This window comes from Chitinophaga sp. MM2321 (genome assembly GCF_964033635.1).
GTDB lineage: Bacteria > Bacteroidota > Bacteroidia > Chitinophagales > Chitinophagaceae > Chitinophaga.
On the sequence record NZ_OZ035533.1, the window covers coordinates 6,128,879 to 6,145,986 of the forward strand.

16 protein-coding genes are annotated in these 17,108 nt (G+C 44.7%); 9 read left to right on the top strand and 7 right to left on the bottom strand.

What is annotated here, in order from left to right; genetic code table 11:
- Positions 1-2 precede the first annotated feature (2 nt).
- Positions 3-1,235 (bottom strand): aspartyl protease family protein, encoded by a 1,233-nt coding sequence (locus ABQ275_RS24060; protein WP_349315692.1) that lies wholly within the window; start codon positions 1,233-1,235, stop codon positions 3-5.
- 133 nt (positions 1,236-1,368) lie between these two features.
- Between ABQ275_RS24060 and mqnC the strand changes: the two genes are divergently transcribed.
- The 3 genes from mqnC to ABQ275_RS24075 all read left to right on the top strand — a co-directional run bounded on the left by mqnC (position 1,369) and on the right by ABQ275_RS24075 (position 4,112).
- Positions 1,369-2,493: a cyclic dehypoxanthinyl futalosine synthase gene (gene mqnC, locus ABQ275_RS24065; protein ID WP_349315693.1), complete on the top strand. Its 1,125-nt coding sequence runs from the start codon at positions 1,369-1,371 to the stop codon at positions 2,491-2,493.
- A 293-nt stretch (positions 2,494-2,786) separates the two neighbouring features.
- On the top strand, positions 2,787-3,419 hold the full coding sequence (locus ABQ275_RS24070) for a hypothetical protein (protein WP_349315694.1): 633 nt from the start codon (positions 2,787-2,789) through the stop codon (positions 3,417-3,419).
- Between the two features lie 150 nt (positions 3,420-3,569).
- Complete coding sequence (locus tag ABQ275_RS24075; RefSeq protein WP_349315695.1) at positions 3,570-4,112, top strand: GNAT family protein; 543 nt, start codon at positions 3,570-3,572, stop codon at positions 4,110-4,112.
- A 118-nt stretch (positions 4,113-4,230) separates the two neighbouring features.
- On the opposite strand, the gene ABQ275_RS24080 is transcribed toward ABQ275_RS24075, so the two are convergent.
- The gene (locus tag ABQ275_RS24080) at positions 4,231-5,121 is read right to left on the bottom strand and encodes a TIM barrel protein (RefSeq protein WP_349315696.1); all 891 of its coding nucleotides are present in this window, start codon (positions 5,119-5,121) and stop codon (positions 4,231-4,233) included.
- Between the two features lie 217 nt (positions 5,122-5,338).
- Between ABQ275_RS24080 and ABQ275_RS24085 the strand changes: the two genes are divergently transcribed.
- Positions 5,339-5,620: a hypothetical protein gene (locus ABQ275_RS24085; protein ID WP_349315697.1), complete on the top strand. Its 282-nt coding sequence runs from the start codon at positions 5,339-5,341 to the stop codon at positions 5,618-5,620.
- 99 nt (positions 5,621-5,719) lie between these two features.
- On the opposite strand, the gene ABQ275_RS24090 is transcribed toward ABQ275_RS24085, so the two are convergent.
- Positions 5,720-8,581 (bottom strand): outer membrane beta-barrel protein, encoded by a 2,862-nt coding sequence (locus ABQ275_RS24090; RefSeq protein ID WP_349315698.1) that lies wholly within the window; start codon positions 8,579-8,581, stop codon positions 5,720-5,722.
- 38 nt (positions 8,582-8,619) lie between these two features.
- The gene (locus tag ABQ275_RS24095; RefSeq protein ID WP_349315699.1) at positions 8,620-9,387 is read right to left on the bottom strand and encodes a GLPGLI family protein; all 768 of its coding nucleotides are present in this window, start codon (positions 9,385-9,387) and stop codon (positions 8,620-8,622) included.
- A gap of 189 nt (positions 9,388-9,576) precedes the next feature.
- Between ABQ275_RS24095 and ABQ275_RS24100 the strand changes: the two genes are divergently transcribed.
- The 5 genes from ABQ275_RS24100 to ABQ275_RS24120 all read left to right on the top strand — a co-directional run bounded on the left by ABQ275_RS24100 (position 9,577) and on the right by ABQ275_RS24120 (position 14,836).
- Entirely contained in the window at positions 9,577-11,013 is a 1,437-nt protein-coding gene (locus tag ABQ275_RS24100) for a HAMP domain-containing sensor histidine kinase (RefSeq protein WP_349315700.1), read from the top strand.
- 22 nt (positions 11,014-11,035) lie between these two features.
- Positions 11,036-11,722, top strand: coding sequence for a response regulator transcription factor (locus tag ABQ275_RS24105; protein ID WP_349315701.1), 687 nt, complete (start codon positions 11,036-11,038; stop codon positions 11,720-11,722).
- A gap of 68 nt (positions 11,723-11,790) precedes the next feature.
- Positions 11,791-12,819, top strand: coding sequence for a phenylalanine--tRNA ligase subunit alpha (gene pheS, locus ABQ275_RS24110; protein ID WP_349315702.1), 1,029 nt, complete (start codon positions 11,791-11,793; stop codon positions 12,817-12,819).
- A gap of 100 nt (positions 12,820-12,919) precedes the next feature.
- Positions 12,920-13,777, top strand: coding sequence for a 3-hydroxyacyl-CoA dehydrogenase NAD-binding domain-containing protein (locus tag ABQ275_RS24115; RefSeq protein WP_349315703.1), 858 nt, complete (start codon positions 12,920-12,922; stop codon positions 13,775-13,777).
- 72 nt (positions 13,778-13,849) lie between these two features.
- Entirely contained in the window at positions 13,850-14,836 is a 987-nt protein-coding gene (locus ABQ275_RS24120) for an NAD-dependent epimerase/dehydratase family protein (RefSeq protein WP_349315704.1), read from the top strand.
- A gap of 15 nt (positions 14,837-14,851) precedes the next feature.
- Here ABQ275_RS24120 and ABQ275_RS24125 read toward each other — a convergent pair whose 3' ends face one another.
- From ABQ275_RS24125 to ABQ275_RS24135, 3 genes are all read right to left on the bottom strand, one after another.
- Positions 14,852-15,532 carry a hypothetical protein gene (locus ABQ275_RS24125; RefSeq protein WP_349315705.1) on the bottom strand — a complete coding sequence of 227 codons (681 nt, stop codon included), beginning with the start codon at positions 15,530-15,532 and terminating at the stop codon, positions 14,852-14,854.
- Positions 15,533-15,601: 69 nt separating this feature from the next.
- A complete protein-coding gene (locus tag ABQ275_RS24130; RefSeq protein WP_349315706.1) occupies positions 15,602-16,546 on the bottom strand; it encodes a UDP-3-O-(3-hydroxymyristoyl)glucosamine N-acyltransferase in 945 nt (314 codons plus the stop codon).
- Between the two features lie 320 nt (positions 16,547-16,866).
- The gene (locus tag ABQ275_RS24135; RefSeq protein ID WP_349315707.1) at positions 16,867-17,091 is read right to left on the bottom strand and encodes a hypothetical protein; all 225 of its coding nucleotides are present in this window, start codon (positions 17,089-17,091) and stop codon (positions 16,867-16,869) included.
- Positions 17,092-17,108: the final 17 nt, after the last annotated feature.

Sequence of the window (17,108 nt, forward strand, 5' to 3'; positions counted from 1 at the left end):
CGCTAAAGAATACTTTTTATTGGCAATTTTTTAATGAGCAGGTCATTATCCCGGCTAATGAGGATCACTGCGCGGGTACCGATATTTTTCAGCAGCTCGCGGAATAGCTGCAGATTAGCCCCCAGGTTATTGTTGACCGCCATGATTATATCTCCTTTTTTGAAGCCGGCTTTTTCTGCCGGAGAACCTTTGATGATATCGGTTACTTCTACCCTGCCATCGATCAGGTAAATGATCAGTCCTGTGTAGGAGTAATCAAACATATCCCTGTAATGCGTATTGGGCATGAGAAATATTTCCTTTTTGCCGTAATTGAGGGTGATATTGAACCGCCGCAGCAAATCATTGCCGATCATACCTCCAAGAAAAGGATAGGCAGTAACATTGGTAACATCATCAAAAATATAAGTAGGCACATTCCGGAAAGCATAGTTGCCGATACGGAACTCCTGGATAGTGGTAAGCGACATCTGCATCTTGCCGCCAAGTCCCTGGGCTTCTGTCTGGATAATTTTCTTACTGCGCCTTGAGTTGCTGAATACACTGCTGTCTTTCACAAACTGGGTAGACAACAGGAGGCACATACCTGCACCGGTATCGAAATAGTAACGGTTGTTGATGGTCTTTTTGTTGTTCCTCAAAGGGGCAGATACCAGGGGAATCTGGGTGAGAGAAGGTTTGAGCAGTTGTCCTCCCCTGGGATAGTTAAATTTTCCCTTACTGTAGACGATAATTTCTTCCGTATCATAATCTACCGTAACGATGTACCGGGAGAGAAAGCTGTAGCCGATGATCCCATCTATCTGTATACCGTATACCTGGCTGATAAGTTCATAGTCGTTGATATGAAAATCGAGACTGTCGATCCGGAGGCCAGGCAGTTTCAGGGAATGGTGCATGGCAAACGATACGGGTTTGGAACCGCCGAGGCCCTTGACTATTTTATCAGTAGGGGTTAGTTTGATTCCCAGTCGCACGCATGTGCTTGTATCCAGGGAGATGCCGGCGCTTCCGGTGTCCAGGATAAACTGGAGGGTATCCGGTATATTACTGAGCAACGCCTGTATGATCACTACCCCTCCATAGTATTGTTTAAAATGGAAGCGGGTGATAAGCACGGATTCCCTGGTACTATCGTTTTCTAACGTGGCATTTCCGGCTATTGCATTCTGAAAGGTACCGGCGGAGGCTACAAGCAGCAGCAGTAATGAACAAAACAGATTTGGTTTAAGCATACACGGGATGCAGGGAGTATCGTATTTATATAAATTTAACATTTAAAAACCGTCGTATAAAATATTTTTATTACAGGCTGTTAATCGGCGAAATACTACCTTTGCCTGGTTATTCAGGGATGAAAAAAAGCATATGGAACTTCAGGATTTATACCAAAAGGCACAGCATTTCGAATTTCTGACAGCAGAAGAAGGTGTATACTTATTTGAAAATGCACCGCTGGCTGAACTGATGCATATTGCCAACGAATTACGGAAACAACAGGTACCACATGGAAAGGTAACCTGGCAGATAGACAGGAATGTGAACACCACCAATGTGTGCACAGCCAACTGTAAGTTTTGCAATTTTTATCGTATTCCCGGGCATGCGGAAGCATATATTACTGGCATAGACGAATACAAACGCAAGATAGAAGAAACGCTCAAGTTTGGCGGTGACCAGCTGCTGCTGCAAGGCGGCCATCATCCTGAACTGGGACTCAGTTTTTATACCACTCTTTTCAGGGAGTTAAAGCAGCTGTATCCTACATTAAAGCTGCACACACTTGGGCCCCCGGAAGTAGCGCATATCACCAAACTGGAAAAGAGCACGCATATTGAAGTATTGCGTGCGCTGAAGGAAGCGGGTATGGACAGTTTACCCGGCGCCGGTGCTGAAATTCTCAATGATCGTGTACGCAGGCTCATCTCCAAAGGAAAATGCGGCGCACAGGAATGGCTGGACGTGATGCGTGCAGCGCATAAGCTGAACATCGCTTCATCCGCTACCATGATGTTCGGACACGTAGAAACTGTGCTGGAACGCTTTGAACACCTCGCAGCTATCCGGCAGGTGCAAAGTGAGAAACCGGAAGGTCATTATGGCTTTACCGCCTTTATTCCATGGACTTTCCAGGATGTGGATACCCTGCTGGCAAAAATCCGTGGCGTGCATAACATGACCACCTCCGAAGAATATATCCGGATGATTGCCATGAGCCGTATCATGTTGCCGAATATTAAAAATATCCAGGCTTCCTGGCTAACAGTAGGTAAACAGGTAGCGCAACTTTGCCTGCATGCAGGCGCCAACGATTTCGGTTCTATTATGATCGAAGAAAACGTGGTAAGTGCCGCCGGCGCCCCTCACCGCTTTACCTACCTTTCTATGCAGGAGGCTATTAAAGAAGCTGGTTTTGAGCCGCAGTTACGTACACAGTTATATGAGTTCAGAGAGGTTCCTGCAGTTATTGAAGAACAAGTGATCAACTACTGACCAGGATTGAACGGATTTTGAGGATTATCAGGATGGGACAGGTTTTTTAGAGATTAGACAGATTATTATATATATTTAAATAATTAGCGAAGATGAAAGCATAATACGCTTTTATCTTCGCTAATTTTTTTATCTCACAAAAAAATAATACCCGCTTTAAATCCTTTAAATCCGTTCATCTGTTAAATCTTGGTCCATCTTGGTGAATAAATTGTTAAAACCCGCTTTCAGGTGTTACAAATCCTTTCTCTGTACGTCTAACAGGTACTAACTAATCAAAATAAGGAGGGACCATGAAAAAGCTGGGTTTAATAATGGCAGGACTGGCAATAATGGCCACGTCAGCCTGTACGAGTACCAAAGTAACATCATCGTGGCGTAGAAATGATGCACAGCAATTGCAGAAGGATCAGAAAATAATGGTGATGGCGCTGGTTCCTGCGAAAGACCGTGCCTTAAGGAGTCAGATGGAAACCTATACTGTTTCCGAGTTAAGGAAGAAAGGCTACAATGCGGTATCTGCATTAAAGGAATACGGACCACAACAGTTTGGTAAAATGGGTGAAAAGCAGGTGGTCAGCAAGTTACAGGGCAGCGATGTAAACCAGGTAATGACGATTGTCATGCTGGATAAGGGCAGGGAAAAGAATTATGTTCCAGGCTATATGTATCAGCCTTATGGTTATTATGGCTTCTGGCCTTACTATTCCAGCTGGTATTCAAGAATGTATGCTCCGGGTGGATATATTACTTATAGTACCAAATATCAATGGGAAGGCAATTTGTATGATCTGCAAAGCGGTAAGCTATTGTATTCCGTGCAATCACGATCTTTTGACCCGCCCACTACAGAAAGAATGGCGGTATTATATGCACAGGAAGTAGTGAAGGATATGGGTAAGCGGCAGTTGTTAACAAATAACTAGACCGCTGATTTATGTGGTTAGCCTGATTAGTGAAGATCAGGGCGGGTAAAAGTATGATCCGTTCTATCTTCGCTAATCAGGCTAATTGTATAAATCCATGGCCTGATTCGCAATTTTTTTGTACGTTTAATGCCGTTTTTAAACCCAGCTATGTTCGAAGTACCTGTTAATGACAGCATCTATTTACGGCAACTGCAATTGCAGGATGCACCACTTGTATATAAACAGCTGGATTCCTCCCGTAAAAGTCTGCGCAAATTTTTACCCTGGGTAGATTATAATACCAATGAAGAACATAGTCTGCGTTTTATACAACTGATGCTGCGCAAAGCAGAAGAACAGGAAGCCGTTGCGCTGGGAATATGGTATCAGCAAGAGTTTTGTGGTGTATTGGATTTACATGGATGGGATCATCAACTACAGAAAGCAGAGGTAGGATATTGGATCGGAGAGCCTTTTCAGGGCAAAGGAATCGTTACTGCCGCTTGTAAAGCACTCATCACTTTTGCATTTAAGAAACTCCGTTTGAATAAAATAGAGATCCGCTTCGTATTACAGAATGAACGCAGCGGCCAGATTCCCATTAAGCTGGGATTTGCCAGGGAAGGGATCTTACGCCATAGCGCCAAACTCCACGGACAATATGTGGATATGGTGGTGATGGGAGTGCTGCGCCAGGACTGGAAACACTGACCAGGATTAGCAGGATAAAAAAAGATTAACAGGATGGGTGTTATGTTGAGTAATAATTCGGGAGAATTAAAACATAACACCCATCCTGTTAATCTTTTTTTATCCTGCTAATCCTGGTTTAGATGTCGCAAATTTGTACACCCTGTTTCAGCGAAGCAATTTTATCTGCATGGGCAGGGATAAACTCCTGTGCCACGTGGCCTTTGAAGCCGGTGTCATAAATCGCTTTCATGATGGCCGGATAGTAAAGTTCCTGTGTTTCGTCTATTTCATTGCGGCCCGGTACTCCACCGGTATGGTAATGAGCAAAGTACTGGTGGCTTTCGCGGATGTTGCGGATTACATCGCCTTCCATGATCTGCATATGATAAATATCGTAAAGGAGCTTGAAGTTCGGAGAGCCCACTGATTTGCATAGTTCTACACCCCACGCGGTATGGTCGCATTGGTAGTCGTGGTGATCCACTTTACTGTTGAGTAGTTCCATAACGAGGACCACTTTTTTCTTTTCAGCATACCCCATAATGCGTTGGAGGCCCTTGGTGCAGTTTTCAATGCCCAGTTGCGGGTCCATGCCATTGCGGTTACCGGAAAAGCAGATCAGGTTGGTGAAGCCGGCTTTGGCGGTTTCGTCTATATGGTATTTGAAATGTTCTTCCAGCTTTTCGTGATGGGCTACCATATTGAAACCACGGGTGATGCCCCAATCGGGACTGTTGGAGGCCACCATGGCGGAAATCATGTCATGTTTCTTCAGAATGGGAAATTCTGCCGGGGCCACCAGGTCAATGGAGGGGATGCCGATTTCTTTGGCAGCCTTACAGAGTTCGTCCAATGGCATTTTATAACACCAGGCGCATACGGAGTGGTTGATTTTCCCTTTCAGGTGCTCTCCTACGGCATTGTCGTGTGCAGATACCCGGTTGGAGAGAGATGATAAAGCAGTGGATGCCAGGGCCATAGTAGCTACTTTTTTGATCATATCGCGGCGTGAGTTTTCCTCGTGCATAAAGTGAGTGCTTTTTAAATTGAGATCAATTTAGCTGAAATAACGCGGAGTTGCAAGCCCAGGGGTTGCAAATTATCCCGGATTTACGTGGATATACGGAATTTATGTTTTGCATAGATCTGGCTGCGCTCCCACCGCGGAAATAAAGTAATTTGCAGGTAGATTTTATACTTTGGTAAGTAATTTGTTTATAGGTATTGAAAAAGCGGAGGTGGATATGGAAAAGAAATATACTCCCAGTTTGTGGATCTGTATCTTAATGGATCTTATAGGATGCGCCAGTTACGCATTTCCTGTTTTAGGCGACGTGAGTGATCTTGTATGGGCGCCCATTTCGGCCATTATTTTCTATCGCATGTTTGGCGGTTCACTCGGTACTTTCGGAAGTGTTTTCAATTTTCTGGAGGAACTGTTCCCCGGAACAGATATCATTCCTTCCTTTACGCTCGCTTGGGCATTGAAAAGGATATGGGCTGGAAGAAGAACCATGTCCATTTAGGGATTTTTTGATTTACGGATTTAGTTATTTTGTTTCAGTGGTATATCTTATTTTGAAACAAAATAACTAAATCCGTAAATCAAAAAATTCCTAAATGTTTTAGAATCTTCCCGGTCTTCCCATTCCACCACCTCTGGGCATACCCATCCGCATGCCCCTGTTCTCTCCTCCTTTTGTATTTCCACCGAATTTATTCAGGAAGTAAGTGAAGCTTACCATAAAATATTGTTGCAGTACATTGGTCTGTACATCTTCAATATAGTTATCGTTTACATTCCGGGAAACACTCACATATTGTCTCAACAGGTCGAAGCCCTGGATCTTGAACATCCCTTGTTTTTTAGGAAATACATACTTTGATATATTGGCATTCCACATAGTGGAGGTCAGGTTGTATCCTGCTGCACGACCCCTGTTCAGCGTAGTGGTAACATCACTGCCCAGCATAAAACCATAGGGCAGATTAATGTTGAAATCCAGGTTGGCGCTATAGTCCAGGTAGTTGGTATTATTGGTTTGCTTTAACGTATACCTCGTAGAGTTATAGCTCACACTTCCTCCTACCGATACATCCAGCAATTCTTTGTACATATAGTTTACGCTGGCAGATTGCGACAGCTGTAATTTATTAACGTAGTTAAGCAAGCCGTTGGTAATGTTTACATCGCGGCCGTAGCTGACGGAGGTTCCTGTATTCAGGTTCTGACCAGGTGTTTGCGACAGCGGGATGGAATTATGCACCATACCCCGCACATTGTAATAACCATTTACGTTTACCGGTTTACTGATTTGTCTACCGAGACTATCGAGAACTGTAGAGTTGATAATTTTATTACTCCCGAATGAGCCGGTAAGGGAGGTAAATAAACCCCGGTAAGTGATGTTGTTAAACTGGTTATATCGTATGTTCAGGCTGTTGTTGTACGCCGGTTTCAGGTCGGGGTTACCCAACTGAATGTACAGCGGATTACTGTTGTCCGGTACTGGTTGCAATTGCTGTACAGTAGGCTGCTGCGTAGCACCGTTGTAGTTAATACGTAAGCGTTTGTTTTTAGCGAATGTATAGTTGAAAGATGCATTCGGTGAAAAGTTAACGGTACGCTGTTGTATGAGGCTGTCCTGTTGTGTTCTGAAGGAGTGTGTTATATTATCCAGGTTGTTAAAAAGAATATTTACACCCAGTGAGTAGTCATATTTCAGTTTAATGGTGCGTAGGGCAAGACCTGTCCGTTGGTTCAGTGTACTATTGGTGAAAGCGTTGCTCAGTGAGTCGTTCAGCTTGTCGTAGGTATCTTTGCCATCATTAAAATCATACGTATATTTTGTACTGTTGCTGTTATATTTTGTAAGACCATAATTCACTTCCAGGTAGCGGTCTTTAAACAGCGGCTCTGTGTAAGTCAGGTTTATACCGGCGTTGCGGCTGGTAGTGTTGATGTCGTTGCGTTGATTGAAGACGGTTGTATTTTGTGAGCCGTCTGCATTAAAGAAAGTGGTGTTTGATTTATTATAATTCTCCTGATCGCTGATGTTGTTGTTATAGCTGAAGTTGGCACTGAGTGAGCGCCCTGGCTTTTTGAACCGCTTTCTGAACAAGAGGTTACCACCGAGGTTCTGCATGTTGCCATGACCGTCGTTAAAGGAAGTGCCTTTGTTTACTGTATCCTTGTTGTTATTTAAAGACTGATAGTCGCTCATGGAATAGCTGTTCCCGTTGGTAAAAGAATACGTGGGGGAAAAGATCAGCGAGTGCATGGAATCTATCTTATACTCTACCCTTGCAGCTATACGGTTATTGCTGTTATCTGTCTGTGATGCCGAGGTATTGTTATAGTACGAGCTGGAGTCTGCCAGGAAATTCTGACGGGCACTTTTTTGCGCGACATCCGTTTTAGTATCATTGTAAAAATAGCTGCCGTTGACGGTCAGTTTTGGGCTAAAGTCCTGGTTGAAGTTAAGACCGGCGTTCCAGTTGCGGGTGATACCACTGCCACTACTGCCGCCCAGGTTTTGTTGTATGGAGTTACCGCCTCCGCCGCCACGGCCACCACCACCTCCTCGTCCACCGCCACCACCGCCGCCACTGAAGCTTATCTGATCCTGTGCGGTGTAGCCCATATTGTTGACGTTGTTGCCACCAGCGAGCAGTGATATCTTCTGGCTGGCGTTGAAGCGGTTAAGGCTGAGTGATCCGCCGAAACGGTCATCTGTTCCATAGCCCGCGGTAGCGCGGCCAAAGACGCCTTTATTTTTATCTTTTTTGATAACAATATTGATGGCTTTTTCTGTTTGCCCGTCATCAATTTGGGTGAACTCTGCCTGATCAGATTTTTTATCGATCAGCTGTACTTTATCGATGATGTTGGCGGGCAGGTTTTTGGTGGCGAGCTTGGGATCATTTCCAAAAAATGGTTTGCCATCTACCAGTACCCGGGTAACGGTTTCGCCCTGGGCGGTAATAACGCCGTCTTTATCTACGGTTACGCCGGGGAGTTTTTTGAGCAGGTCTTCTACTACTGCATTTTCGCGGGTTTTGAAGGCATCTGCATTAAATTCAAGGGTATCTTTTTTAACTACAATGGGTGGTTTTTCGTCCAGTATTTCTACGGTGTTGAGGTCAACGCCTTTGAGTTCCATCGTGATATTACCGAGGGATACCTGTTTATTGTCAGCATTGATCTGTATGGGTTTATTGATGGCTTTGTAGCCGAGGAAGCTGATGTAGAGCCGGTATGCGCCGTCAGCTACGCCGTCGATTTCAAAATCTCCTTTGTCATTTGTCAATGCGGTATTGGCAACCGTAGAATCTTTTGCATGCAGCAATACGATGGTAGCAGCAGGCATAGCTTCTTTGGTCTTCTGGTCTGTCAGTTGGCCTTTGATCTTTCCTTGTGGCGTTTGGGCCTGGGCATGTAAGATGCCCAAACCCAGTACCAGCAATAGTTTTATAATTTTCTTCATAATAAGATTAACAGAAAAAGGTAAGATAGAAGAATTATTTACTGTTGTGGTTGACGTTTACGAAATTTCTCCATCTCCTGTTTTCTGATCTCTCTCATTTGTTCCTGGCTTACTTTTTCTGCGCCGGCAGGTATATTAAGATCTGCATCTGTGACTGCTTTCAGGCTCACATTTTTTGCAACAAAAGAGCGTTTGCTGCCTTCGGCAGATAATACTACAGCTTTGCTTTCCGGTAATAAACCATTTATCGGCGAAAAGCTGAACGGGAGATCGGTGGTATACCATACGGTGTAAGTGTCGTCTTTCAACTGTATGGTTGCTTTTTTGCAGGCATATCCTGCTATTTTCTTTGTTTTATCTCCGGGTTTGCTATTGGTGCCTATGAGAAAATCTTCTTCTGTGTAATATGTTTTCTTATCATCACCGAAGGTGGAAAAAACCTGTTGATATTTTTTATTTGCCAGGTCGATGTATTGCGCATTGTTTCCACGGCCGCCCATTCCCATCCGGCGCGGGCCTTGTGCGGAGCTGTCGCGCCGTTGTCTTTGTGGTCTTCTGTCGCCAAAATCAGGACGCTCAGTAGCCAGTTTGCCGACGTTGTTGTTAAACGTAAAGGTTTGTTTAAAAGTGATCACATCAGGTCTTTCTGATGCATCGTCGCCATCGCGCTGGAAGCCGCGCATGCGGTTGGGGTCTGTTTTAGCAGTTACTTCGTATTCAATTACACCCGACTGCTGTGCAAACAGCGGCTGAGTAAAAGGCAGCAGTGCTGCCGCGGTAAATATAAAGCTGGATAGATGTTTCATAATATTCTTTTTTTATACAAAAGTCCCTCTTCCGTGCCGGTTTTTAGGTTAAAAAGCTTTATTTACTGTTATTTACTGTTAATACTTACTTTCTACCGTTAATCTTCCTTATTTACTGTTAATTACTGTTAAGTATTTATTCCCTTTCCGGGTGGAATGGATAGTTTTGTAAGGATATAAAGAATATTAATGCGACAACGAATCATCAACATCCTTATCCTCATGTCGAGCTGTATCCTGGGAATATTTCTTTTCCAGGGGTACTGGTTATATAATTCCTATCGTATACGTGAGGAGCAGTTTAATAAAGAGATCAATGAGGCGTTGCGTTCGGCGGTATTCAGCCGGCAGTTTGCAGACGTGCACCGGCAGTTTTCGGATGTGCGCGGATATGCGCGTTACTACAGCAGGGAGAAGGATTCTGCCAGGGCGAAATTACTGGTAAAAGGCAAGCATCAGCTAAGGATGCGTGGCGGCAACACACCGCTACCTGATAGTCTGCGGGAGGATTCCGTTAATTTACCGGGAGATATTCCGGCGCGCATTTATGCAGATACCCTTGCACGGCAGATCTCTGAATTTCTGATCACCAACACCCATAATGATAGCATCAATTTAAAAAAACTGGACTCTATTTTTCGTGGTGAACTCAACAACCGGCAGATTGCCACTTCTTATCGCCTGGATACTTTTCACATGAATTACAGGGGATTTGAAAGAGAGAGCTTCCGCGACAGCATCCGGCGGAGAGTGCCCCGGCAAACATCGAAGGTACCTTTTAACCCGGCCAGCAACCTGTTTGTACAAGCCAGCTTTGATTCACCGTTACAGTTCATTTTACAGAAAATGATCTGGACATTACTCACCTCGGTGGTGTTGCTGGTGCTTACTACGCTTTGCTTCGTTTATATGTTGCGTACCATCCTGAAGCAAAAGAAATTGTCGGAAGTTAAGAACGACTTTATCAATAACATGACGCATGAGCTTAAAACGCCGATTGCTACCGTTTCTGCAGCAGTAGAAGCTATGCAGAACTTTAATGCACTCAGCGATCAGCGTAAAACACAGGCTTACCTGGATATCTCCAAAAATGAACTGCAACGTTTATCTGACCTGGTGGAAAAAGTATTGCATATTGCAGCGGAAGAGAAAGAGGATATTGAACTGTTCAAAGAAGAGACTGATCTGAATGAAGTGATTGATTATATCCTCTCCAGTCATCAGTTGAAAGCAACAAAACCATTGCAGTTACGGTTTGACAATAATTTATCCGGAGAAACCGTATTCGTGGATAAAACGCATTTGTCCAACGCGATCAATAACCTGGTGGATAATGCCATCAAATATTCGCGGGACCAGGTACAGCTGTATATCCAGTGCAAGGTGGAAAACGGGGAGTTAAAGATCAGGGTAAAGGATAGTGGTATCGGCATCCCCAGGATTTACCAGGAGAATATTTTTGATAAATTTTTCAGGGTACCTACCGGAGATCTGCACAATGTAAAAGGCTTCGGACTGGGTTTAAGTTATGTAAAGAAAATCGTTGAAATGCATGGGGGAACTATCCGGGTGCATAGCGAACAGGATAAGGGCACAGAATTTATCATTTCTATTCCAACAGCATAAGTGAGGTTTTAAAAATTAGGTTATGGCAAAAGTATTACTGATAGAAGATGAGTTGCAGCTGGGTCAGATCGTAAAAGACAGCCTGGAAATGAGGGGTTTTGAGATGCTGTATGCATCAGACGGGAAAGAGGGCCTGCGTCTTTATCAGCAGGAGCATCCCGATGTGGTGGTACTTGATATTATGATGCCCAACATGGACGGGTTTACCGTAACCGCCGAGATCCGCAAGCTGGATAAATTTACGCCGATCATCTATCTCACCGCAAAATCGCAGACAGCAGATGTGGTAAAAGGCTTCGAGCTCGGGGGCAATGACTACCTGAAAAAGCCTTTCAGTATGGATGAACTGATTGTACGTATCAAGGCGTTGCTGAAACGTTTCAGTGACCATCCGGCCGTGCGGGAAATGGAAGAAGGCTCTGTGGTGATAGGACAATACATCTTTAACTACGCCAAGCAAACGCTTACCCGCAATAATACCACCGAGTTTCTCTCCCACCGGGAGGCGGAAATACTGCGCCGGCTGTACGATAATAAAAACGATGTGATGGAACGGAAAAAAGTGCTACTGGACCTTTGGGGAGATGATAATTTTTTCAATGCCCGGAGCATGGATGTTTTTATTACGAAGCTGCGCCGTTATCTGAAAGAAGACACCCGTGTACAGATCGTGAATATCAGGGGTGTTGGATATAAGCTGATTTTTTAGCCGTTACGGCAGCTGTAATTCCCTGAAGGCGACTTCCATAATTAATTTATGGCTTATCTTTGTTCTTTATGGAACAGTTAGTACAGCAAATAGCAACTTATAAACAGGAAATAGCGGCTTTTACGCCCGCAAACGCGGCCGATCTGGAACAATACCGCATAAAATTTCTGGGTACAAAAGGTATCGTGAAAGCCCTGTTTGGGGAAATGAAGCAGGTACCTAACGACCGTAAGAAAGAATTCGGACAGATCCTGAATGAATTCAAGCAACTGGCAGAATCGCGCTACGATCAGTTTGGTGAGCTGAAAGAAGCTACCGGCGCGGATACTTCAGCTGTTGATTATACATTGCCGGAAGCACCGCACAGGCTGGGCACCCGCCATCCTATCAGCCTGGTACGGAACAAAATTATCCGCATTTTTGAACGCCTCGGCTTTACCATTGCAGACGGACCGGAAATTGAAGATGACTGGCACAACTTTACTGCATTGAACCTGCCGGAAAACCATCCTGCGCGTGATATGCAGGATACCTTCTTTATCAGCAAGAATCCTGACTGGCTGTTACGTACACAAACATCTTCCGCCCAGGTAAGGGTGATGGAACAAGGCAAACTGCCTATCCGTATCATCAGCCCGGGAAGAGTATACCGCAACGAAACCATTTCTGCCCGTGCACACTGCTTCTTCCACCAGGTAGAAGGATTGTATATAGATGAAAATGTATCGTTTGCAGACCTGAAACAAACGCTTTACCATTTTGTGAAAGAGATGTTTGGCGAAAATACAGGGATCCGCTTCCGTCCTTCCTACTTTCCTTTTACAGAGCCCAGCGCAGAAATGGATATATCCTGTTTTATTTGCGGCGGTACCGGATGTTCCGTATGTAAACAAACCGGCTGGGTGGAAATATTAGGTTGTGGTATGGTGCACCCCAAAGTATTGGCCAACTGCGGCATAGATCCGGAGAAATATACTGGTTTTGCCTTTGGTATGGGGATAGAACGTATTACCATGCTGAAGTACCAGATCAAGGACTTACGCCTGTTCTCCGAGAACGACACCCGTTTCCTGGAGCAATTCCAGGGAGCAGTGTAAATATTTTGGAATTTTTTGATTTGCGATTTGGTTCCGGGATACATCCAACGCTGGAGTTTAAATCAAAAAATTCCAAAATCAGCAAATCCCAAAATCCTCCATGATGATGATGCATTCTATTGCAGTATGTGGCGCCGGCACAATGGGTGCGGGGATAGCACAGGTGGCGGCTTCCAGCGGTTTTAATACCGTGTTGTTTGATATACAGCAAACAGGGCTCGACAAGGCAAAGGCACAAATTGAAAGAAGCCTGGGGATCGCTGTTGAAAAAGGCCGGCTCACCACCGCCGGAAGAGAGGATATCCTGCAACGCCTCTCTTTTACTACTGTGATGGAAGACTGTGTGGCAGATGTGATTATAGAGGCTATTGTAGAGCGGATAACTGCCAAAACAGCCCTGTTTAATCAACTGGCGGCCATCAATACACCCGACACTATTTTTGCTACCAATACTTCTTCTTTATCGGTTTCTGACCTGTCGGCAGCTATAGCTGTTAACCCTACCCGTGTGGTGGGAATGCACTTTTTTAATCCTGCGCATATCATGAAGCTGGTAGAGGTGATCTCCGGTGTACAAACAGCGCCCGAAGCAGCATCGTTCATTTATGAGCTGGCTTTACAACTGGGGAAGATCCCGGTGCGTGTAAAAGATGCCCCCGGATTTATTGTAAACCGGGTAGCCAGGCATTATTACCTGGAAGCGATGCACCTGGCAGAACAGGGGCTGGCCGACTTCAGCACCATTGACCAGTTGCTGGAAAGCGCCGGTTTTAAGATGGGCCCTTTTGCTTTGATGGACCTGATCGGCAATGATGTGAACCTTGCAGTAACGCAGTCGTTGTATAATGCATTCGCACAGGCGCCGCGTTTTAAACCCAATATCCTGCAGGAGCAAAGGGTAAAAGACGGTAAGCTGGGACGTAAAACAGGATTGGGATTTTACAGGTATGAACAATAATACCTTTTACAGATAGAAGTAAGGGGGAATACTTATTTTTGGGTCTTCATACGTAAAACGAATTTAGTCTTCATGATTTTAGTAACCGGCGGTACAGGTTTTTTAGGGAGTCATTTAATACGGTCGCTGGTCGATGCAGGTAAGCCTGTAAGAGCCTTGTGCCGCAAACAACCTTCGCCGCGGTTGCAGGACCTTGCTGATAAAATAGAATGGGTGCCGGGAGATATCCTGGATGTGCCTTCACTGGAAGATGCCATGGTGGGTATTACGCAGGTATATCACTGTGCGGCCATCGTTTCTTTTCAACCCGGTGACCGTAACAACCTGCTAAAGGTGAATGCAGAAGGCACCGCCAATGTGGTGAACATGGCATTGGATGCCGGCGTACAAAAACTCCTGTATGTAAGCTCCGTAGCGTCCATCGGCAGGGCGAAAGAGAATGCCCCTGTAGATGAAGATTGCGAATGGGAAGACAGTCGCAATAACTCTCAGTACAGTATCAGCAAATTCCAGGGAGAGATGGAAGTATGGAGAGGCATTGCCGAAGGGCTCGATGCCGTGATCGTTAATCCTTCCATTATTTTAGGTGCAGGCTTCTGGGAAGATGGCTCCGGCGCCTTGTTGAAAAGCGCCTGGAAAGAATTTCCTTTCTATACACTGGGAGTGAATGGTTTTGTAGATGTAAAAGATGTGGCAAACGTGATGATCCAACTGATGGACAGCAGTATCAGCGGAGAGCGGTTTATCCTCTCGGCAGACAACTGGAACTATCAGCAGCTATTCACGGAAATGGCGCACGCACTGGGTAAAAAGCCGCCGCATATTGCCGTAAAACCATGGATAGCCGAAGTAGTATGGCGTCTGGAAAAAGTGAAAGGAATGATTACCGGTAAACCTCCGCTGGTAACGAAAGAAACTGCCCGCACCGCACAACTCAAAGTGTATTATGATCACAGTAAGGTCCTCTCCTTCCTGCCTGGTTTCAGCTTCCGGCCATTGAAGCAAACGATCGCAGAGATCTCTGCTGCTTTTATCAAAGAAAAGGCGGTACAGCAATAATAAACCTCCTGAACATTACTTCAGCAATAACGCAGCAATGGCAGCGGCCAGTGTTTTTGCGGTAGCTGCATCGGTATCCTTACTTACCCATACGCGTGGATTTTCGCCCGGCATTACTGCCGCTACGGGTTGTCCACGGTACTGGAACTCATAACAGATCTTTTCGTAGGAATTAACCTTACCAAAACGGTTGTGCGCAGTGATGCGGATATCTGTGGTGGGTGAGCGTAATATGCCTGCCGGTTTGTTGTCATTCAGCTCCATGTAGGAAGACGTTCTCAATACCATTTCCCAGCGTTTTAGCGGGTCATTTCCGCTGCCGTTTATCAAGGTGTAATAGATGGGCGTGTCCTGACTGATGCCGTTAAAAAGGGTTGGTAAAGGGCGGCTGGAGAAGGCGACCAGGTTGGTGTTCATGGTTTGTACCAGGATACGTTCGTCATTACCGGTAGTATAAAAACTGAACGGATTCTTCGGGTCTTTTATGAAGCTGACCGCCATTGCATCCGTAACCCCGTTTTTGCGGGAGGAAGTAGTGTAAGGACCAAATGCAATTGTTTTAGCAGAAAGCCAGCCATCACGGATCTTCACTTTCCACTCCTGTTCATTACTGTATAAAGCATCCCGGGAGGAGACATGTTTAGTAGTGGTACAGGCGCATAACAGCGATAATAATAATACAGAGAGACGCTTCATTTTCGGGAGCTGTTTTTTTAAAAATAACGGATTACAATTTTGTAATCCGTTATTTCAATATGATAGGTACTACAGGTTTTTTACTTTTTCCCAGATCTCGGGAATACGTCTTACCCAGTTGAATTCTTTCTTTTTAACACCAGCCTCTTCTATCGGAGAGCCGAGATAGATCTTACCGCCTTCCACATCTCCGGGTACGCCGCTTTGTCCGAGTATGATGGCACCTTTTCCGATAGTCAGGTCTTTGTTGATCCCTACCTGTCCCCACAGGATTACATTATCTTCCAGGGTTACTTTACCGGCAATACCTACCTGGGCAGCGATCAGGCAGTTCCTGCCGATTACGGTACCATGACCAACATGGATCATGTTATCCAGTTTGGTACCACGACCGATGATCGTATCACCACTTACACCTTTGTCGATGGTGCAACCGGCACCCAGTTCCACATCATCTTCAATGATTACCCGGCCACAGCTTACCATTTTGTCGTACATCACTTCGCGGTTGGCTCTTTTCTTGAAGTAAAAAGCATCCGCTCCCAACACCGTACCTGCATGAATAATGACGTTATCACCAATAATGCAGTGGTCGTAAATAGTGACGTTAGGATGGATCAAACAGTTGCTGCCAATACGCACATGATTGCCAATGAATACGTTAGGTTGGATTACCGTACCTGCTCCTATCACGGCGGAGTCGCTGATCACTTTGGTTGCCGCTTCAAAAGGACGGAAACGGTTTACCAGTTTTACGTAGGCACTAAACGGATCATCGAGTACAAGTAATGCCTTTCCTTCCGGGCAATCTACTTTTTTGTTAATGATGATAATCGTTGCTGCAGAATGGAGACTGGCGTTATAATATTTCTCAAAGTCAACAAAGGAGATATCTCCTGTGGTTACCTTATGTATTTCATTGAGGCCGGTAGCCATCAGTTGGCTGTTGCCAACCAGCTCTGCGCCTATGAATGCCGCTATATCTGTTACTGCAACAGGTGCTTCGAACTTCATGATATGAATGATTGAATAATGTTAAAGTGCGACAAAGGTAGTAAATCAGAGAAAGCAATAATCAAAATATGGTCGGACGATGATGATAAGGGGAAACTTTCAGACTGCTGTTATCCACAATTATTTTAGTGGTGTGAATAAATTTTTTTGTAAAATTTTTCTTTTGTCATGAAATTCTTTTTAATATTGTGTAGGGAATCTTGTTTCCCTGTACTTACTAACCCATTCACATAACAAGAAAGTCTGATTGTTCCAACGGTCAGACTTTTTTTATTGCCTCTGAAACCCGCTGGTACAAAGCATTACAGCCGACCGATATTTTATCTCTCTAAAAAACACACTTTAAACACGACTGCTTTTTCATCTTTTTTATCGACATGCCCCAAAATTGGAACGGCGCTGTTTTTTTGATTTTTGACCAGGAATGAGACAAAAAGGAGAAATTTTCTTACTAAAATCGAATGCGAATTAAAATTTTTTTGAGTTGCGGGAAGATCAAATGGCTGTTCATCGTTTTTAATCTCCCCTGCAACTCCGTTAAACATAATTTATAGCGTTCCAT